Source organism: Christiangramia sp. OXR-203, from assembly GCF_034372165.1.
Taxonomy (GTDB): Bacteria; Bacteroidota; Bacteroidia; order Flavobacteriales; family Flavobacteriaceae; genus Christiangramia.
The window spans coordinates 2960087-2980510 of record NZ_CP139698.1 but is presented as its reverse complement, the minus strand read 5'-3'; the positions used below and the strand labels follow the sequence as shown (position 1 = coordinate 2980510).

The window sequence follows — 20424 nt, the reverse complement described above, 5'->3', positions numbered from 1 at the left end:
TAAAGAAGAACTTATAAAATGACCGTATTTTTAGTAATCATAGTACTCGCACTTCTGGCCGTAACAGGTTGGCAGATCTCCAAGATCTTTCAGTTATCGAAGGGATCAGATGAGGATACTTCACAGGTTGCAAACGATAAGGATAACCGTACTCACGGGATCCTGATGCTAGCATTTGTAATTTTCCTTTACGTTATAACCATATTCTGCTTCTGGGAATACAGTAAATTCTACCTTCCGGAAGCTGCTTCTGAACATGGTTCGGAATATGACACCTTGATGTTTGTGTCTATCGGATTAATCATGTTCGTACAGATCATTACTCAGGGTTTACTGCACTACTTTGCTTTTAAATACAAAGGGAAGAAAACTCAAAAGGCATTATTCTACGCAGATAATGATAAACTGGAATTTATCTGGACGATCATTCCTGTAATTACTCTTGCTGGTCTTATCATCTACGGATTATTTACCTGGAGTGATATCATGAATATCAACGAAGACGAAGATCCACTGGTGATCGAAGTTTACGCTTACCAGTTTGACTGGAGAGCGAGATATTCCGGTGAAGACAACACATTAGGAAAAGCAAATGTTCGTTTTATCGAAGGTGTGAACCAATTAGGTGTGGATGAATCTGATTCTTATGGAAAGGATGACGTTATCACTACTGAATTACATTTACCGGTAAACAGACCAGTCCTTTTCAAATTCAGATCTCAGGATGTATTGCACTCAGCTTATTTCCCATTCTTCCGTGCACAAATGAACGTAGTGCCTGGAATGATCACTCAGTTTGGCTTTACTCCAACGATCACTTCCGAAGAAATGAGAGAAAGCGAATATATGCGTGATAAGGTGAAGAGTGTAAATGAAGTTAGAAACGAACGTAACGAAGCATTAAGAGCGCAGGGAGAACCTACACTTGATGAGTATGAGTTTGAATACTTCTTACTATGTAACAAAATCTGTGGACAGGCTCACTACAACATGCAGATGAAGATCGTAGTAGAATCTGAAGAAGATTTCAATGCATGGATGGCAGAGCAGCCTACTTTTGGGAGTACTATGGAAGAAAGTAGTCAGAATGTAGATAGACCAGAAGATACTGCTGGAGATGGCACTCCAGAGTCAATGCAAGAAGATTCAGAAGGGGAGATGGAGACTGAAAATGCACCAGAAGGTGAGAATGCAGTAGCTTCAGTAGAATAGATAACGAACGTACAATTTTAAGATAAAGAAATTAGAGATATGTCAGCAACTGCAACAGCACCGGCACACGATCACCACGATGATCACGGACATCATCATAAGGAAACTTTTATAACAAAGTATATTTTCAGTACCGATCATAAGATGATTGCGAAGCAATATCTTATCACAGGTCTTCTAATGGGAATAGTAGGTATTGGGATGTCCATCCTTTTCCGTATTCAGCTTGCATGGCCAGCAGAGTCTTTCTGGGTATTTGAAGCATTATTAGGAGAACGCTGGGCACCGGAAGGAGTAATGTCACCAAGTATTTACCTGGCGCTTGTTACTATTCACGGTACCATCATGGTATTCTTCGTATTAACCGCCGGACTTTCTGGTACATTTTCAAACTTATTAATTCCGTTGCAAATTGGTGCGCGGGATATGGCCTCAGGATTCTTGAACATGGTTTCCTACTGGTTGTTCTTCCTTTCTTCAGTGATCATGCTTTGTTCATTATTTGTGGAGTCAGGTCCAGCAATGGCAGGTTGGACAATTTATCCTCCATTATCTGCATTACCACAGGCAATTAGCGGTTCTGGAACAGGGATGACATTATGGTTAGTTTCTATGGCGATCTTCATTGCATCCTCACTACTAGGATCCTTGAACTATATCGTTACGGTATTGAACCTTAGAACTGCAGGGATGTCTATGACCAGACTTCCTCTTACTATCTGGGCGTTCTTTGTAACAGCTATTATTGGAGTTGTATCGTTCCCTGTATTACTTTCAGCCGCATTATTATTGATCATGGATAGAAGTTTTGGTACATCCTTCTTCTTAAGTGATATCTTTATTAAAGGAGAGGTGTTAAGTCACCAGGGAGGTTCTCCAGTACTGTTCGAACACCTATTCTGGTTCCTTGGTCACCCTGAAGTTTATATCGTATTACTTCCTGCACTCGGGATCACTTCAGAAATTATCGCTACAAACTCACGTAAGCCAATCTTTGGATATCGTGCGATGGTAGCATCTATTCTGGCTATCGCATTCTTATCTACGATCGTTTGGGGTCACCATATGTTCGTATCTGGTATGAATCCGTTCCTTGGGTCTGTATTTACATTTACCACATTATTAATTGCGATACCGTCAGCAGTAAAAGCTTTTAACTATATCACTACCCTCTGGAAAGGTAATTTACAGATGAACCCGGGAATGCTATTCTCGATAGGTCTTGTATCTACTTTCATTACGGGTGGTTTAACAGGTATTATCCTTGGGGATTCTACACTGGATATTAACGTTCATGATACGTACTTCGTGGTTGCTCACTTCCACCTGGTAATGGGTATCTCTGCGTTATACGGACTATTTGCCGGGGTTTACCACTGGTTCCCTAAGATGTTTGGTAGAATGATGAATAAGAATCTTGGTTATATCCACTTCTGGGTAACAGCTGTAGGTGCTTACGGCGTCTTTTTCCCAATGCACTTTATCGGGATCGCTGGTCTTCCAAGGCGTTATTATACTAATACTGAATTTCCATACTTCGATGACTATGCAGATGTAAATGTTATCATTACGGTAGCTGCTATCATTACCGCTTTAGTTCAGTTGGTGTTTATTTATAACTTCTTCTCTTCTATGTTCTACGGAAAGAAGGCAGTAATGAATCCTTGGAGATCGAATACACTGGAATGGACTACTCCTGTAAAACATGTACATGGAAACTGGCCAGGAGCAATACCATCAGTTTACAGATGGCCATACGATTACTCTAAAACCGGAGAAGATGGTGAGTATGTAATTGCCGGTCAGGATTTCGTGCCGCAAACGACGCCACTTCAAGAAGGTGAGGAAGAATTAAATCACTAGAAGAACATTAAGTATATTTAGAAAGCCTTTTCCACCACGGAAAAGGCTTTTTTTATTCTATAAGTTTTACCGACTTCTCAAATTGTAATATCTTTTTACAAATCAACTGAAATGAAATATTTATTCTCTTGCTTGCTTTTGATAATTAGCTTCAGTGTTTCGTCACAGAGTGATTGCCAATGCACTAAGAACATTGAAGTTCTGGCTAAGACAATCCAAAAATTACCTGTCACCAGGAATACATCAGACCTATTTGTATACAATGAGACATTAAGTGCGGCCAATAATTATTCGTATACCGGAAACTACACAGAATATGATTGTTTCCAGCAGATGAGCAAGATACTTGTTACGCTCAATGATCGGCATAATATGATGTATTCTGAAGTCGGTTATGAAGTAAAACAATCAGATACACTCTATCATGAATTTCCAAAGTTTGAAGGTGATCTGGATAGATTAAAAACGCAACTTGAAATTAAACCACTAGAAGATGTTGAGGGTATCTATTCCCGTAATGGTTTTAGCATAGGAGTATATGCTTCCGAAGAGAATTTGATAGTAGTGAATCTTAGCGGTGGAAAGAAGGTATGGCAGAAAGGAGAAATTATCGGTCAATTCCTGAAATACGGGAATGGTCGATATCTTGCAGCCATAGGCCAGTTTCATGATAAAAAACTTGTGAATTTCCCATTGGAGATTAAGAATGGTCATATCTCCAAACTACAGCTTTCAAAATCCAATGCCACACCAGATTATTCCAGGGTAAAGGCTAATGGGACTTATCAATATTCGTTATCAGGGGATATTACTTATATGAGAATTGGAAGTTTTTCGGGTTACAATCCAACCTTGAAGAATGCAGAAAACTTCTATAAAAGTCTGGAAGAGAAACCTGTTACTAGAGACCTGATCCTGGATCTTCGCGACAATGGTGGCGGTGGTGATAGAAATTCTGATATTCTCTATAAATATCTGCGCAAAAATTATAAGGAGGCAAAATTGTATGTTTTGATAAATGGGAATACTGCGAGCAATGCAGAGCAGTTTGCTCTAAGACTTCAGAAGTTTAAAAATGTAACCTTACTTGGAAGTAAAACTAGCGGAACTATCGCGTATGAACTTGGCAAAACTTATGATTTTCCCTGCTATAACTTCAAAGGATTCTTTACTTTTAAAGGCGATAAAAAATATCTGGAATATGAGTCTGTAGGAGTGCAGCCAGAGATTAATCTGGAAAATTCTGAAGATTGGATCAAGCAGACTAAAGAATATATTGCGAAAAGCAAATAAACGATGAACGAGAACCTGGATGCCAGTGGAGAGAATCTTTCTCCTGAAGAATTTGATATAGAAAGAGCTTTAAGGCCCCTTAGTTTTGACGACTTTGCGGGACAGGAACAAGTGCTGGAGAACCTGCAGATCTTTGTTCAGGCTGCGAACATGCGTGGAGATGCGCTGGATCATACCTTGTTTCATGGACCTCCAGGTTTGGGTAAAACCACCCTGGCACATATACTGGCTAATGAACTCAATGTTGGTATAAAGATCACCTCGGGTCCCGTTCTGGATAAACCCGGAGACCTCGCCGGTCTGCTCACAAATCTCGATGAACGTGATATTCTGTTTATAGACGAAATTCATCGATTGAGTCCTATAGTAGAAGAATACCTATATTCTGCCATGGAAGATTATCGTATCGACATCATGTTGGAAACCGGTCCAAACGCCAGAACTGTACAGATCAATTTGAATCCTTTCACTCTAATTGGTGCGACAACGCGTTCAGGACTATTAACAGCTCCTATGCGGGCGAGATTTGGTATTTCCAGTAGACTACAGTATTATTCTACAGAACTGCTATCAGGCATCGTGGAAAGAAGTTCTGAGATTCTCAAAGTTCCAATTTCACAGGAAGCAGCTATTGAGATTGCAGGAAGAAGTAGGGGAACTCCGCGTATTGCAAATGCCTTGCTAAGAAGGGTACGGGATTTTGCACAGATAAAAGGTAACGGAAAGATCGATATAGAAATCGCCAGATATAGCTTAAAAGCCTTAAATGTGGATGCGCATGGGCTGGATGAAATGGATAATAAGATCCTGGAAACCATCATCGACAAGTTTAAAGGTGGTCCTGTAGGTATTACAACCCTGGCGACAGCTGTAAGTGAAAGTGCTGAAACTATTGAAGAGGTTTATGAACCATTTTTGATTCAGCAGGGATTTATTTACCGGACACCTCGAGGAAGGGAAGTGACCGAGCATGCCTACCGACACCTTGGAAGAACCAAGACTCCCGGGCAGAATGGATTGTTTTAAAAAAGTATCATGAAGGAGAAAGAGAATAATATTCCCGAAGTTTCACTGGCTAAATTTTTAAAGCATTCAGCCAATATTTTAAAAAATCCGTTACCCTTTCATAAGAAGAACTTTGAAGAAAAGGGAGATACTTTTCGATTGAAGATCGGTTTTAGTAAATCGGTCATTTTCAGCAGGGATGCAGCTCTCGTGGAATATGTGCTTCAGAAGAACCAGAAGAATTTTGTGAAATCTGAGATACAGACCAAAGACCTGGTGAAATATGTGGGTAAAGGTCTGCTTACTTCAGAAGGAGAACACTGGAAGAAACAACGAAAGTTGATTCAACCGGCATTCCATAAAAAGCAACTTGCCAATTTACTTGATTCCATTAAGGAAGCAATTTGTGCCGAATATGAAAAAATCGAGAACGGGAAGGAAATTGATATTTTTCCTATTATGAACGATCTTGCTTTTCAAACGGTTGTAAAATCACTTTTTAGTAGTGCTGCGAATCAAACTGAGATCAACCGACTCCAATATATAACTGAAGCCACGCAGCAAATGCTGGTAAAAGAATTAAGGCAACCCTATCTTGGGTGGTGGTTTAGATTGAGTGGAAAAATTGATAGTTATCTTCAACTTACAGAGGAGGCAAGGAGTATTTTAAGAACTATAGTTCACGAACGACAGTCTTCAGGAAATCGATATGATGATCTTCTGGATATGCTGCTGGATGCGAAATATGACGACGGGAACTTCATGGATGAAGAACAACTTATTGATGAGATCCTGATTCTGTTTACTGCGGGACATGAGACTACCTCGAATTCGTTAACATTTACAGCTCAGTTACTCGCATTTAATCCTATATGGCAGGAAAAGATCTACAAGGAGGTTTCAACTTTGAAGAAGGAAAGCGATGATCTAATGCATTTAGTGACTAATGCGCCATTCACTCAAATGGTTCTAGAGGAATCGATGCGTATGTATCCTCCAGCATATTTTATAGACCGGGTGAATCTTGAGGAATTTGAATTTGAAGGCAAATATTTTGAGCCGGGCTCCAATTTGCTGTTTTCATTGCACGAAGTTCATAGACACCCAGATCTATGGAAGGAGCCAGACACTTTTATGCCAGAAAGGTTCGCTGAAGGCGGAAGACAATATTCCTCACAATATTTCCCATTTGGTGCGGGACCACGAAAATGTATTGGAAATAACTTCGCGATGTTCGAGATGATCATTGCGGTTGCAGAATTGATGAACGATTACAAATTGCAGCCGGTGAATTCCGAGATCGAAATAAAACCATTGATAACTCTAAAGCCTAATAATGCTATTCTGAAGTTCTCAAAAAGATAGATTTACTTTAATATTGATTCCAGCAATTTTTCCATTCCCCAGTTCAATAGATTTTTAGATTCTACATTGTTTAAACCGCATACGTCTTTGGTGACTACGAAGGCTTCAATACCCATCAAGACTGTGGTAATATTCGCTAAATTTTCCTTGTCCTGAGCACTCATGTGCTGAGCCTTATTCTCCAGTAACATCAGTAAGGATTTTTTGCGGCGTGCACCACGCATTTTATCACTATGATCATTGTTCAGGACTACACTCATATATTTTCTAAAACCAGATTCATTGTCAATGGTTAACTGGTTGTAATAATTCTGCATGGATAGAATAGCTTCTTTCAGGTCTTTCCCAGCAACCTCATCATAGAGATCTTCCGAACTTTTAGTATTCAGGTCCAGTACTGCTTCTGCAGCCAGTACATCGATACTGGAGTAGTAACGATAGATCGTTGCCCTGGATATACCTGCTTCCTTAGCAACATCCTCAAGGCTTATGTCCTGGTTCTTTTCCAGCAACTTTTGTGTGCTTCTAAGGATTTTGTCCCGGGTTTTCAGCTTCTGAGTCTTTCTTCCTTTTTGGATATATTGTTTACTCATGAGACAAATATCTTATAAAACTTTGATTCTACAAAATTCCGTTATATATTTACGAGACTAAAATCTCATAAGATGCGTAACGAATTAGAATCATGGGTGTTAGGTCGCAAAGTTTCAGTGCAGAATCTTTCGGGTGACTACGATCTTATTATTGGCGAATCCCTTAGCCAGGTACCTGGTCCACCACCACATTATCATGAAAATTTACATGAGTCTTTTTATATCGTAACGGGGGAGATGGATTTCATCATCAATGGCGAGCAGAGAAATGTGAAAGCGGGGGAATCAATAGACATTCCCCCAAAAACGCTGCACACTTTCGTGAACTCCAAGAGCGAAAACTGTAAATGGGTAAATATTCACAGTCCTAAAAGATTCGCAGAATTCTTTCGAAAATACGGGATACCCACCAGTGAGGAAAATGCTATGGAAAAGTCGGTTGCTCCAGAAATTATTCAGGAGGTATTAAATACTGCGGGCGATTATGATATGATCATTCAAATGGAATAGGAACCAACAAAAATATATATAGATGAAAACGAATTTATTTACGAAACCATTTCTGGTTTTGCCAGTTCTATTATTAGCACTAATTAGTTCCTGTAGTTCAGATCCATTTGAAAATGAGAACTTACAGTCCTATGATTTCAAGGTTGAGAAGGCTGAGACTTTGGATGATCAGCTGGAAATGCTTGCCAAAGCGATGCGAAGGTTTCACAATTTTAATGTGGCTGTGGATCAGGGTTATGTACAGGTGAGTCCGCTTGTACCTGGTATGGGCTATCATTATGCCAAAGAAGAATATGTAGATATGAAGTTCGATTTGCTAAAACCTGAAATTCTGGTATATCATCCAGATGAAAACGGGAAAATGCAATTCGTAGCTGCAGAGTATTTGATCCCGGTTCCTAACTGCGATCAAACTGAAGATTATACAATACCCGAGGGACCTTTCATCGGGGAAGATGATCACTGGCATCTCAATTGCGCCGCTGGAGGGTGGACGCTACACGCCTGGGTGGGACTGGAAAATCCCGATGGAGTTTTTGCGCCATTTAATCCCACACTCCAATGATCTCAGCTATTTAATTTTTACATTAGCTGCTCTAAATTCAGTCTTTGAATCCTTCAGCAGCAAAATATTCACAACTTATTAAAGCCGAAGCAAAACGCCTCGGCTTTTTGTCATGCGGAATTTCAAAAGCTGAATTTCTGGAAGAGGAAGCGCCAAGACTGGAAAGCTGGCTTCAGGAGAATATGCATGGCGAAATGCGCTATATGGAGAATTATTTCGATAAGCGTCTGGATCCTACCTTGCTGGTTCCAGGTTCAAAAAGCGTTATTTCTCTACTGCTGAACTATTATCCTTCAGAAATACAAAACAGCGAGTCCTATAAGATCAGTAAATATGCTTACGGTCGAGATTATCATTTTGTGATCAAGGATAAATTGAAGGAAATGCTCGCTACCCTACAGGAAGAAATCGGTGATTTTCACGGTCGTGCTTTTGTAGATTCAGCGCCGGTTCTGGACAAGGCCTGGGCTGCAAAAAGCGGACTCGGATGGATCGGGAAGCATTCAAATTTGCTTTCGAAACAAACTGGCTCTTTCTATTTTATTGCTGAATTGATCGTACAACTTGATCTGGAATACGATACTCCCGTTACCGATCACTGCGGAAGCTGTACCGCCTGTATCGATGCATGTCCTACGGAAGCGATCGTGGAACCTTACAAAGTTGATGGCAGTAAGTGTATTTCTTATTTCACCATTGAGCTGAAGGATGAGCTTCCACAGAGTATGAAGAATCAATTTGATGACTGGATGTTTGGCTGTGATGTTTGTCAGGATGTTTGCCCGTGGAATCGATTTTCTAAACCTCACCAGGAGCCATTATTCAATCCGCATCCTGAACTTCTTAAAAACTCAAAAAAAGACTGGGAAGAGATCACCCGGGAAACTTTCAATGAGATCTTCAGAAAATCTGCCGTGAAACGAACAAAATTTGAGGGTCTCAAGCGAAATATTGAGTTTCTTAAACGTGACTAAGTCGAGAAGTCATAAGAAATAAGTACTTTTTCATTTTCTCCATTCTTATTTGTAGCTGCTTGCTCGATCACGATCCTATCTACTTCAGCTTTTACAATATTCTGAAGTTTACGCTTGGGATGAATTACCATTTTTCTGGAGATCTCCCCATTCTCTTCGATGATCAATGAAATTTTCAGTAGATCAATTTGTTTGTCTTCATAACTCATTTGCCTGAGTTTCATTCTAAGATCATACTTATAGCGATCTACTATATTTCTAATTCCTGCGTCGTAGCCTCGAAACTCAGGTGGAGTTGCTACTTCATTCACATCGGTTATGTTTGCAAAATCTCCATCCCCTAAAATTCTGGCGCTATCATTCCCTATTTCAAGGCTTCTAAATTTAAACGGCAAGGTGTAAGTGATCGCTACGGGTTGGTTATTTAACATTGCAGGTTGAGCGATCGTCAATTCTTTCACTGCATCTTCTGCTACCCGGGCGATGGTGGGGAATTTGGATCGTGATCGTACATTAATGATCTCTCCCGTTTCATTCACCGTAAACTGGATATACGCCTTTCCCGATTCTTTCGATTTAATGATGTCAGCAATTTTAGCATTACTGTTCATAAACTGACTTATAGAAATGGTAAAACATTCTTCCGAAGGGTCTTCTTCGCAGTATCCCTTTATAAGTGGTGGACTGTCTACCTCGTTTATGGATAGATTTTGCGCAAATGTATACACAGGCACCAGGAAAAGTGCTAAAAACAGACTTTTGATCATGAAAATAATTTAGGCCTCCAAAGTATAAATTATCTTAGAAATACGTTTGAAGCTTTTGTTCTTTTTATTTCTCTAAGGACAGCAGCCTTATTAACTTTGCTAATTAGCCGAAAACTTAAAATTATGAGTAACACTTCCAGAAAAAGAAGAGAGGCATTGGTTTACCACGCTAAACCTAAGCCCGGGAAAATTGAAGTTGTACCAACTAAGAAATATGCCACGCAAAGAGACCTTTCTCTGGCTTATTCTCCAGGTGTAGCTGAGCCATGTCTAGAGATTGAAAAAGATAGGGAGAATGTTTACAAATATACTACCAAAGGAAACCTGGTGGCTGTGATTTCTAATGGTACTGCCGTTCTGGGTCTTGGGGATATAGGTCCAGAAGCATCAAAGCCGGTGATGGAAGGAAAAGGTCTTCTTTTTAAGATCTTTGCAGATATTGATGTTTTCGATATCGAAGTAGACACAAAAGACGTAGATAAGTTCATAGAAACGGTTAAGAATATTGCGCCTACTTTCGGCGGAATCAACCTGGAAGATATCAAAGCTCCTGAAGCATTTGAAATTGAACAACGCTTAAAAGCAGAACTGGATATTCCGGTTATGCATGATGATCAGCATGGAACCGCGATCATTTCAGCAGCAGCATTGCTGAATGCTTTGGAGCTGGCTAAGAAAAAGATGAGCAAAGTGAAGATCGTCATTAGTGGAGCAGGAGCCGCTGCAGTTTCATGTACCAAGCTGTACAAGGCTTTTGGTGCCAAAGCTGAAAACATCGTGATGCTTGATAGTAAAGGTGTTATTAGAAAAGACAGACCAAATCTTTCCGAAGAAAAAGCAGAATTCGCTACTGCCCGTAAGATCGACACATTGGATGAAGCAATGAAGGATGCCGATGTATTCGTGGGTCTTTCTATTGCAAATATTGTAAGTCCGGCAATGCTTAAAAGCATGGCGAAAAGACCTATCGTTTTTGCAATGGCCAATCCTAATCCAGAGATCGATTACAACCTGGCGATGGATACCAGGAAAGATATCATCATGGCGACAGGTAGAAGCGATCATCCAAACCAGGTGAATAATGTTCTTGGTTTTCCATTTATCTTCCGTGGAGCACTAGATGTACGCGCGACCAAGATCAATGAAGAAATGAAAAAAGCCGCTGTGAAAGCACTGGCAGAATTGGCTAAAGAAGCGGTGCCGGAGCAGGTGAATATTGCATATGGCGAAACCAGGTTAAATTTTGGACCTGATTATATTATTCCGAAGCCTTTCGATCCGAGATTGATTGCTAAAGTCCCGCCTGCAGTTGCCAAAGCTGCCATGGAAAGTGGGGTTGCCCGGGAAGGGATCGATGACTGGCAACGTTACGAGGAAGAGTTACTGGAACGTATGGGTAATGAGAACAAGATCACCCGTTTGTTGCAAAACCGTGCTAAAACAAACCCTAAACGAATCGTTTTTGCTGAAGCAGATCATCTTGATGTTCTTAAAGCTGCACAGATCGTAAACGATGAAGGAATTGGATTCCCAATCCTTCTTGGACGAAGTGAAGTGATCAAGGAATTAATGGCTGAGATCGATTTTCAGGAAGATGATGTGGTCATTATTGACCCAAAATCTGATGATGAAGAGGAAAACAGGAAAAAATACGCTTACAAATACTGGGAAACCAGGCATAGAAGTGGCGTAACTAAATACGATGCCGAAAAATTACTAAGAGAACGGAATTATTTTGCCGCGATGATGGTCAATGAAGGAGATGCAGATGCATTACTTTCAGGATATTCCAGAGCTTACCCAACGGTGGTAAAACCTATGCTGGAACTTATTGGGCTGGCAGATGGCGTTTCCAGGGTAGCGGCAACGAACGTGATGAATACTTCCAGAGGTCCGCTATTTATTAGTGATACTTCGATTAATATAGATCCTTCAGCTAAAGATCTTGCCAAGATCGCACAAATGACAGCACGTACGGTTCAGTTATTTGGAATGGAACCTGTAATCGCAATGGTATCTTACGCAAACTTCGGATCTTCTAAACACCCAAGAGCGACCAAAGTAAAAGAAGCAGTTTCTTACCTGCACAGGTTTCACCCGGAACTTAGTGTTGACGGAGAATTGCAGGCAGATTTCGCTTTGAATCGTGAGATGCTTCAGAATAAATTCCCTTTTTCAAAACTTGCCGGTAAGAAGGTAAATACATTAATTTATCCAGACCTGGATTCTGCTAACAGTACTTATAAGCTTATCAAAGAACTTAACAATGTAGATTCTATAGGCCCGATCATGATGGGAATGAAGAAACCTGTTCATATTCTTCAGCTTGGAGCAAGTGTAGAGGAAATGGTGAATATGGCTGCAGTAGCGGTCATAGATGCACAGGAGAAAGAAAAGAAGGCTAACAAAAAAGCTTAATACCTTAAATAAAGTAAAGGCGGGAAGGTGATTCCCGCCTTTGCTTTATTTTACTACATTTGAACCTCAACACAACTTTTTTGCATGATTCATCACCTCAAGGGTCAGTTAATAGAAAAAAATCCCACCTATGTGGTTATTGGATGTAACGGAATAGGATATACCGTAAATATTTCCCTGCATACGTTTTCACTAATTCCTGAATCTGAAGCGATCAGTCTTTATACTTATCTACAGGTAAAGGAAGATTCGCACACCTTATACGGTTTTATTGAAAAATCTGAAAGAGAGATCTTTAAACTTCTAATTTCCGTTTCTGGTGTAGGCACAAGCACGGCTCGCGTAATGCTGTCTTCCTTGCAACCAAAGGAGGTGATCAATGCAATTGCGACCGGTGATGTTCCTACCATCCAGAGTGTGAAAGGTATCGGCGCCAAAACAGCTCAAAGAGTCATTCTTGATCTCAAGGATAAAGTGCTTAAGGTGATGGGCGATGATGAAGTTTTAATGACTCCGAACAATACAAATAAGGAAGAAGCGTTATCAGCTTTAGAGATCTTGGGTTACAATAGACGCCAGGCTGGCAAGGTTGTAGAAAAGATTCTGAAGGATGATCCTGAATCCACCGTAGAATCTATTATAAAAATGGCTCTTAAAAAGCTGTAATTAAATTGAAGAACAATTACCTGAAATTGTCTTTACCGGTACGCCTGACTTTCCTGTTATTTATGGTGTTTTCTATAGACGCCATTTCCCAGGAGGCTCCTCAGGACACCATCCAGGCGGGCTTTGCTCTAGGTGAGCTTCAGCTCCCAGATCCACAATCTATAGAGTCCAGGTACGAATATGATCCTATCCTCAACCGTTATTTTTACAGGAAACGCGTAGGACATATCAACATAGGACTGCCATTAGTCCTTACTCCACAGGAATATGAAGACCTCGTGCTGGAAGAAGAAATGCGTAATTATTTTAAGCTGAAAAATGACGCGCTTTCTGGTAGAAAGGAAGGAACTGAAGATATTCAGCGTGATCTTTTACCAGATTTCTATGTCAATAATAATCTATTTGAAAGCATTTTTGGTGGTTCTGAAATCAATATCGTTCCGCAGGGATCGGTAGAAATAGATCTTGGACTTCTCTATACCAAACAGGATAACCCGGCATTTTCTCCAAGGAACAGAAGCAACTTATCTTTTGATTTTGACCAGCGGATTAGTCTTTCCATGCTGGGACAAATTGGAGAGCGTCTTCAGGTTACCGCGAATTATGATACTGAGTCAACTTTCGATTTTCAAAATCAGTTGAAACTTGAGTATACACCAAACGAGGATGATATCGTTCAAAAAATTGAAGTAGGTAACGTAAATATGCCTTTTAACAATGCACTTATTCAGGGTGCGCAGAGTCTTTTCGGTTTTAAAACCGAACTTCAGTTTGGGAAAACTAGGATCACCGGAGTATTTTCAGAACAGAAGTCGGAGCGACGTACGGTTAATGTGGAAGGTGGGGCAACCGTAGAGGAATTTGCCAAATTTGCCCTGGATTATGATGCCGATAGGCATTTTTTCCTTGCGCACTACTTCCGCGATACTTATGATGAAGCGCTAAGAAACTATCCGTTTATCAATACCAATATTCAGATCAAGAGGATACAGGTTTGGGTCACGAACAGAACCAACAATATTCAGAATATTCAGGATACGCGAAATATCGTAGCCATCCAGGATCTTGGGGAATCTAATGTTCCCGGGAATATTGGACTGGATACTCCGCCGGGCGGATTTTTCAATCAGCCAGCAGGAGCTTTTCCAGATAACCTTGTAAATGATTTTAATCCCTTCGGTATAAATGGCAATGGGGAATCTGTGCTTAATCAGGCTATCAGAGATATCGCTACTGTAGACCAGGGATTTGGAACAATAACTGTTTCCGAAGGAACCGACTATGCAAAACTGGAAAATGCGCGACAACTAAAACCTTCAGAATATACCGTTAATACTCAGCTTGGATATATTAGTTTGAATCAACGTTTAAGCAACGATGAGGTGCTTGGGGTTGCATTTCAGTATACGATCAATGGCGAGGTTTTCCAGGTTGGTGAATTTGCGAATGATGGAGTGAATGCTACCAACGATCCCGGAACTGAAGAATCAACTACCGGAACTAATTCCAGGGCTAGTCAGAATCTTGTGGTTAAGTTGCTTAAAAGTACGATTACCAATGTTCAGGAGCCTATCTGGGACCTGATGATGAAGAACATTTATAGTCTTAATGCGTATCAGCTGGAACGTGAAGATTTTAGAATGAATATTCTGTATACAGATCCTCAGCCATTAAACTATATAAAACCTGTTGAAGGAACCTCGCTGCCTGCAGATGTGAATGAAACTCCATTATTGCGGGTTTTCAGGCTGGATGAATTAAATACCAATAATGACCCGATCAATGATGGGGATGGGTTTTTTGACTATGTTCAGCAAATTACCATCGATCCTCAAAATGGTAATATCATCTTTACTACGGTAGAACCTTTCGGGGAACACCTCTTCCGAAAACTGGATGAGAATCCCAACGCAGGTAGTGAAGATTATAATATCCCGGAAACCTGGAATGCAAACCAGGAAAAATATGTTTTTCGTGCTATGTATCGTACTACGAAAACCCAGGCAGAGCAGGAAGAGGCAGATAAGAACAAATTCCAGTTAAAGGGTCGATATAAGTCGGCTGAGGTAGAAGGTATTCCAATTGGATTCAATCTACCGCCTGGATCGGTTACTGTAACTGCGGGAGGAAGGATCCTTCAGGAAGGAGTGGATTATGTAGTGAATTACGAACTTGGAAGAGTCCAGATCCTTGATGAGGGCTTGCTTGCTTCCAATATTCCAATCCAGGTAAATACGGAAAATAATGCTTTATTCGGTCAGCAGACCAAGCGATTTACCGGGCTTAATGTAGAACATCAGTTCAATGAAAATTTCCTTATTGGGGGGACTTTTATTAACCTTAAAGAGCGCCCTTTAACTCAGAAAGCGAATTACAGCTACGAGCCAATCAACAATACAATTCTTGGTTTAAACCTGAATTACAGTACAGAAGTTCCATTTTTAACGAGGCTGGTGAATAAACTTCCAAATATTGATACAGACGTTATGTCTAATGTATCTGTGCGTGGAGAATTTGCCTATTTGCTGCCAGGATCTCCTAATTCCAACGATTTTGATGGAGAGGCTACTACTTATATAGATGATTTTGAAGCTGCACAAACGGCAATTGATATTAATAATCCCCTGGCGTGGGAACTGTCCAGTGTTCCGGTTGGTTTTGGTGGCGAACTTGCGAATGGAGATCTGAGTGCAGGTTACAGAAGAGCGAAAATGAGCTGGTATACAATAGATCCAATTTTCTATAGTAACAACAGGCCAGATGGGATCAGCGATTCAGATATTTCAAGTTATTCGACCAGAAGGGTTGCGCTGAATGAGATCTTTCCAAATACAGATGTAGTGCAGGGTCAGCCGCAAGTTGTTTACACAATGGATGTGAATTATAAACCCTCGGTTCGTGGTCCTTACAATTATAATCCTGCAGCAGCTGGTGGGAATACGCTACCTGTACCTAGAAATAATTTCGCGGGAATCACCCGTCCTATAAATACGACCAATTTCGAGCAAACCAATGTGGAGTATATCCAGTTCTGGGTAATGGATCCTTATATATATGCTGAAAATGCTAATAAAAGCGACGGACTCATAAACTTTAACCTGGGAAATATTTCTGAAGATGTACTGAAGGATGGACGAAAACAATATGAAAACGGACTACCCGAAGGTGAAGGCGAAGCCAATGTGATCACCTCTGCATTCGGAAATACTCCGGCAGATAATTCACTAGTGTATGCATTTGATTCTGAAGGAGCTGGAAGAACGCTTCAGGATGCAGGTTTCGACGGTCTACTTGATGCTGAAGAAGCATTGAAATTCCCGGATTATGGAAACCTTGCCGATCCTTCCGCAGATAATTACGAGTATTTCCTGAATCGGGATGGCAGTGTTTTAGATCGATACCTGGATTATAATGGAACTGAAGGCAACTCACCAACAGATGTTTCTGATACTAATAGAGGTAATACCACATTACCTACTACTGAAGATATTAACCGGGATAACACGATGAATACCATCAATAGTTATTTCGAATATAAGATCCCTTTTTTCCGGGGGATGAATATTGATAATAACAAGTACATCACAGACGTTAAGGAATTAACGACCACACTTCGAAATGGGCAGGATCTGCCGGTGCGTTGGGTGCAGTTTAAAGTGCCAATTTTTGAACCCACCAATGCCATTGGAGGTATCGCAGATTTTAGGTCCATTCGTTTTATAAGAATGTTCCTTAGCGACTTTCAGGATGAAACCATCCTTAGATTTGGAACTATGGATCTTGTTCGGGGAGACTACAGGAGGTATAACCAGAGCTTATTTGAGGATTCAGGGCAATTGGAGAACCCAAATACTTCCTTTGAAGTAAATGCTGTGAATATAGAAGAAAACGAGAACAGGCAACCTATTCCTTATCGATTGCCTCCGGGAGTTCAAAGAGAACAGCTGTATCAAAATAATACCAGCTTACGTCAAAACGAACAATCACTTTCCTTAAGCGTTTGTGATCTGGAACCTCAGGATGCCCGTGCGGTTTATAAGAATTTCCAGATCGATATGCGGCAGTATAAGAATCTTGAAATGTTCCTGCATGCTGAATCTGTAATTAACCGCCAGCCGCTTAAGGATGGACAGTTGGTCGCATTTGTTAGAATGGGAACAGATTTTAGTGACAACTTCTACCAGGTGGAAATACCCTTGTCACCAACACTTTTTGGTGCTTCTACTGCGGAAGAGATCTGGCCGGAAGTGAACAGAATGAACCTGGAACTGGATCTGTTACAACAGGTAAAAACTTCAGTACTGGGAGATCCAACTTTGAATTCAACCGACTTGAATTTCTTTACTGAAGATCTTCAGGAAGTAGATGCTGAAGCTCCCTATGATATGGGGAGATTACGTATTGGAGTAAAAGGAAATCCAAGTTTTGGAAACATAAGGTTGCTCATGGTTGGAGTAAAAAATGGAACCAGGGAAGATGGGGTCACCGATCTTTGCGGAGAAGTGTGGTTTAACGAATTAAGACTTTCAGACCTTAAAAATGAAGGGGGCTGGGCCGGAGTGGTAAGTATGGATAGTAATCTTGCAGATTTCGCCAATATTTCAGCTACAGGACGACGAAGTACGGTAGGATTTGGAGCTTTAGGACAGGGGCCTAACCAGAGAAGCAGGGAAGATCTTCAACAATATGATGTGGTTACAAACCTAAATATGGGACAGTTGCTTCCGCAGAAATGGGGTGTGAAAATACCTGTGAACTATAGCCGGGGAGAGGAGTTGATCACGCCAAAATACGATCAGGAATTTCTGGATGTGGAGTTGGACACAAGACTTGATAATATTGAGGACCCGGCACAAAGAGATGCGGTAGAGAAGCAGTCACAATCCTATACCAAAAGACAGAGCATAAACGTAATTGGGCTAAGAAAAGAGCGTACCGGGGAACGAACTCCGATGCCCTATGATATTGAGAATTTTGCTTTTGCTACTTCCTACAATCAGGTAGACCATCGGGATTTCGAGATCGAAGAAAGTATCGATCAAAGTGTTAGAGTAGGTGGAACTTATGAATTTAGTTTTCCGCAGAAAAGCCTGGAGCCTTTAAAGAATCTGGCAGTTCTGGACAGCAGTGATTATTTCGCCATTTTCAGAGATTTTAATATTAATTACCTGCCAACTAACATCAATGCGAGTTCAAATATCTTCAGGCAGTATAATCAGCAAAAGTTCCGTTCTCTGGATCTTAGTGATAGCGATATAGGAATACCAACCCTATACCAACGTAACTTCCTGTTCGACTGGCAGTATGGAATCAACTATAATTTGACCAGGTCTTTGAGTTTTGCGTTTAACGCAAGCAATAACAGGATTATAAGAAATTATATAGATGATGAAGGTTTTGCTGATGATTCTATAGGAGTATGGGATGACTTTTTTAATATTGGAGAACCAAATCAGCATTTCCAAACACTTCAGGTGAATTATGACCTGCCTTTTGAAAAGATACCAGTCTTAAAGTTCGTGAACGCCACTTATTCTTATACCGGAGACTTTCAATGGCAGCGAGGATCTCAGCGATTCCAGCAGTTAGAGGATATTCCGACGATAGGAAACAGTGTTCAGAATTCCAATACGCACCAGATCAATGCCAGTTTAAATCTTCAGGATCTATATAATTATGTTGGTTTAGTTCAGAAGAAGAATAACAGTGCCGGGAAAAGTATTCAGGAACGGAGCAGGGGAATTCCAACACTTGGTCCACCTTCCGAAGAAGATGAAGAGGTGGAGGAAAAACCTAGGCCAAAAACCAATAAAGGATATAATACACTTATCGGGATCGCTACAGGATTGAAAACTTTTCAGGTCAACTATCGCAATAGCCGCGGGATATTTCTTCCAGGTTATACAGAGAGTGTTGGCTTTATGGGAACCTTCAGGCCAACCGCTGGATTTACTTTTGGTTTTCAGGATGATATCAGGCAAATGGCGGCAGAAAGAGGTTGGCTTACGTTATTCCAGAATTTCAATCAGCAGTTTTCCGCAGTGAAAAATGAGCAACTGGATTACCAGGCAGGTTTTGGTTTTATACCAGATCTTACCATTGAACTTACCGGGAGAAAGAACGAGGCCGAGAATTATTCTGAAAATTATCGTGTAGATCCTGTGAGTATGGATTATCAATCGCTTACTCCTTACACCTACGGGAACTTCAATATTTCAACATTATTGATCGCGACAAGTTTCCAGCAGTCTAATGAAGCCAGTTCTGAAGCATTTCAGAATTTCAGGGCGAACAGAATTGAGGTTGCCAGAAGAATTGCCAGCGAACGTGGTTTGGATCCTACAGATGTGGATGAAGAAGGTTTTCCAAGAGGTATTGGTAAAACAAATCAAGCGGTATTGTTGCCGGCATTCATCGCTGCATATTCTGGAAAGGATGCAGAAAGTATTCAATTGGGAGCTTTTAGAAATGTGCCTATTCCAAACTGGAATCTTAAGTATACAGGATTAATGCGTTTCGAGTGGTTCCGGGATAAGTTCCGAAGATTTTCCATAAACCATGGGTATCGTGCAGATTATACATTGAACCAGTACCAGACAAACCTTGATTATGATCCTGCAGATCCTGAAGCATTGAACCAGGCAGGTGATTTTAAAAATACTGTTCTTTTCTCAAACCTGGTGTTAACAGAATTATTCACTCCGCTTGCACTTATCGATTTTGAAACCAAGAACAGTATACAGATCATGGCGAAAATGGAGAAAGATCGCTCGCTCGCTTTCAGTTTTGATAATAACCTGCTTACAGAATACAGCGGAAATGAATATACTCTTGGACTCGGTTACAGATTGAGAGATCTAAAGATCGCAACGGCACTTGGAGGAAGAAGAAGAGTACTTAGTAGTGATCTTAATTTCAGGACCGATGTTAGTTATCGTAAGAACCGAACGATTGTAAGGTATCTGGATCTTGCTAATAATCAAACAATCTCGGGACAGGATATCTGGTCTATCAATTTCAAGGCAGATTATGCATTTACCAGGAACCTCACGGCGAGATTCTATTATGACCATACATTCTCTGAATATGCAGTTTCAACAGCATTTCCACAAACGACGATTCGATCTGGTTTTACCCTGATCTATAATTTCGGAAATTAACTAAGGCATATTTGAACAATTCAGCGAAAAAAT

General features: G+C 40.6%; 13 protein-coding genes. 11 read left to right on the top strand and 2 right to left on the bottom strand.

Features of this window, described 5'->3' with window-relative positions; all coding sequences use genetic code 11:
* Positions 1 to 18 precede the first annotated feature (18 nt).
* The 5 genes from T8I65_RS13725 to T8I65_RS13705 all read left to right on the top strand — a co-directional run bounded on the left by T8I65_RS13725 (position 19) and on the right by T8I65_RS13705 (position 6738).
* Positions 19 to 1212, top strand: coding sequence for a cytochrome c oxidase subunit II (locus tag T8I65_RS13725; protein WP_322301130.1), 1194 nt, complete (start codon positions 19 to 21; stop codon positions 1210 to 1212).
* A 39-nt stretch (positions 1213 to 1251) separates the two neighbouring features.
* Entirely contained in the window at positions 1252 to 3075 is a 1824-nt protein-coding gene (locus T8I65_RS13720) for a cytochrome c oxidase subunit I (RefSeq protein ID WP_322301129.1), read from the top strand.
* Between the two features lie 111 nt (positions 3076 to 3186).
* Entirely contained in the window at positions 3187 to 4368 is a 1182-nt protein-coding gene (locus T8I65_RS13715; protein ID WP_322301128.1) for a S41 family peptidase, read from the top strand.
* Positions 4369 to 4371: 3 nt separating this feature from the next.
* Positions 4372 to 5394 carry a Holliday junction branch migration DNA helicase RuvB gene (gene ruvB / locus T8I65_RS13710; RefSeq protein ID WP_322301127.1) on the top strand — a complete coding sequence of 341 codons (1023 nt, stop codon included), beginning with the start codon at positions 4372 to 4374 and terminating at the stop codon, positions 5392 to 5394.
* Between the two features lie 9 nt (positions 5395 to 5403).
* Positions 5404 to 6738, top strand: a complete 1335-nt coding sequence (locus T8I65_RS13705) for a cytochrome P450 (RefSeq protein WP_322301126.1) — start codon at positions 5404 to 5406, stop codon at positions 6736 to 6738.
* Between the two features lie 2 nt (positions 6739 to 6740).
* Here the strand turns inward: T8I65_RS13705 and T8I65_RS13700 are convergent, their stop codons facing one another.
* Positions 6741 to 7331 carry a TetR/AcrR family transcriptional regulator gene (locus T8I65_RS13700; protein ID WP_322301125.1) on the bottom strand — a complete coding sequence of 197 codons (591 nt, stop codon included), beginning with the start codon at positions 7329 to 7331 and terminating at the stop codon, positions 6741 to 6743.
* 72 nt (positions 7332 to 7403) lie between these two features.
* On the opposite strand from T8I65_RS13700, the gene T8I65_RS13695 reads away from it, so the two are divergent.
* From T8I65_RS13695 to queG, 3 genes are read left to right on the top strand one after another with little or no spacing between them, the layout of a single operon-like run.
* On the top strand, positions 7404 to 7841 hold the full coding sequence (locus tag T8I65_RS13695; protein WP_322301124.1) for a cupin domain-containing protein: 438 nt from the start codon (positions 7404 to 7406) through the stop codon (positions 7839 to 7841).
* Between the two features lie 22 nt (positions 7842 to 7863).
* Positions 7864 to 8406, top strand: coding sequence for a hypothetical protein (locus T8I65_RS13690; protein ID WP_322301123.1), 543 nt, complete (start codon positions 7864 to 7866; stop codon positions 8404 to 8406).
* Between the two features lie 44 nt (positions 8407 to 8450).
* Positions 8451 to 9380, top strand: a complete 930-nt coding sequence (gene queG, locus T8I65_RS13685) for a tRNA epoxyqueuosine(34) reductase QueG (protein ID WP_322301122.1) — start codon at positions 8451 to 8453, stop codon at positions 9378 to 9380.
* Here queG and T8I65_RS13680 read toward each other — a convergent pair.
* Positions 9377 to 10147 carry an energy transducer TonB gene (locus tag T8I65_RS13680; RefSeq protein ID WP_322301121.1) on the bottom strand — a complete coding sequence of 257 codons (771 nt, stop codon included), beginning with the start codon at positions 10145 to 10147 and terminating at the stop codon, positions 9377 to 9379. The genes queG and T8I65_RS13680 overlap by 4 nt on opposite strands.
* A gap of 123 nt (positions 10148 to 10270) precedes the next feature.
* On the opposite strand from T8I65_RS13680, the gene T8I65_RS13675 reads away from it, so the two are divergent.
* The 3 genes from T8I65_RS13675 to sprA all read left to right on the top strand — a co-directional run bounded on the left by T8I65_RS13675 (position 10271) and on the right by sprA (position 20391).
* On the top strand, positions 10271 to 12565 hold the full coding sequence (locus T8I65_RS13675; RefSeq protein WP_322301120.1) for an NADP-dependent malic enzyme: 2295 nt from the start codon (positions 10271 to 10273) through the stop codon (positions 12563 to 12565).
* Between the two features lie 84 nt (positions 12566 to 12649).
* Positions 12650 to 13231 carry a Holliday junction branch migration protein RuvA gene (gene ruvA / locus T8I65_RS13670; RefSeq protein WP_322301119.1) on the top strand — a complete coding sequence of 194 codons (582 nt, stop codon included), beginning with the start codon at positions 12650 to 12652 and terminating at the stop codon, positions 13229 to 13231.
* Positions 13232 to 13293: 62 nt separating this feature from the next.
* Complete coding sequence (gene sprA / locus T8I65_RS13665; RefSeq protein WP_322302803.1) at positions 13294 to 20391, top strand: cell surface protein SprA; 7098 nt, start codon at positions 13294 to 13296, stop codon at positions 20389 to 20391.
* Positions 20392 to 20424 lie beyond the last annotated feature (33 nt).

Bases quoted from the DNA above. Each gene is read 5' to 3' on its own strand.
- T8I65_RS13725 (WP_322301130.1), top strand. From the start codon at position 19: ATGACCGTATTTTTAGTAATCATAGTACTCGCACTTCTGGCCGTAACA.
- T8I65_RS13720 (WP_322301129.1), top strand. From the start codon at position 1,252: ATGTCAGCAACTGCAACAGCACCGGCACACGATCACCACGATGATCAC.
- T8I65_RS13715 (WP_322301128.1), top strand. From the start codon at position 3,187: ATGAAATATTTATTCTCTTGCTTGCTTTTGATAATTAGCTTCAGTGTT.
- ruvB (WP_322301127.1), top strand. From the start codon at position 4,372: ATGAACGAGAACCTGGATGCCAGTGGAGAGAATCTTTCTCCTGAAGAA.
- T8I65_RS13705 (WP_322301126.1), top strand. From the start codon at position 5,404: ATGAAGGAGAAAGAGAATAATATTCCCGAAGTTTCACTGGCTAAATTT.
- T8I65_RS13700 (WP_322301125.1), bottom strand. From the start codon at position 7,331: ATGAGTAAACAATATATCCAAAAAGGAAGAAAGACTCAGAAGCTGAAA.
- T8I65_RS13695 (WP_322301124.1), top strand. From the start codon at position 7,404: ATGCGTAACGAATTAGAATCATGGGTGTTAGGTCGCAAAGTTTCAGTG.
- T8I65_RS13690 (WP_322301123.1), top strand. From the start codon at position 7,864: ATGAAAACGAATTTATTTACGAAACCATTTCTGGTTTTGCCAGTTCTA.
- T8I65_RS13680 (WP_322301121.1), bottom strand. From the start codon at position 10,147: ATGATCAAAAGTCTGTTTTTAGCACTTTTCCTGGTGCCTGTGTATACA.
- T8I65_RS13675 (WP_322301120.1), top strand. From the start codon at position 10,271: ATGAGTAACACTTCCAGAAAAAGAAGAGAGGCATTGGTTTACCACGCT.
- ruvA (WP_322301119.1), top strand. From the start codon at position 12,650: ATGATTCATCACCTCAAGGGTCAGTTAATAGAAAAAAATCCCACCTAT.
- sprA (WP_322302803.1), top strand. From the start codon at position 13,294: ATGGTGTTTTCTATAGACGCCATTTCCCAGGAGGCTCCTCAGGACACC.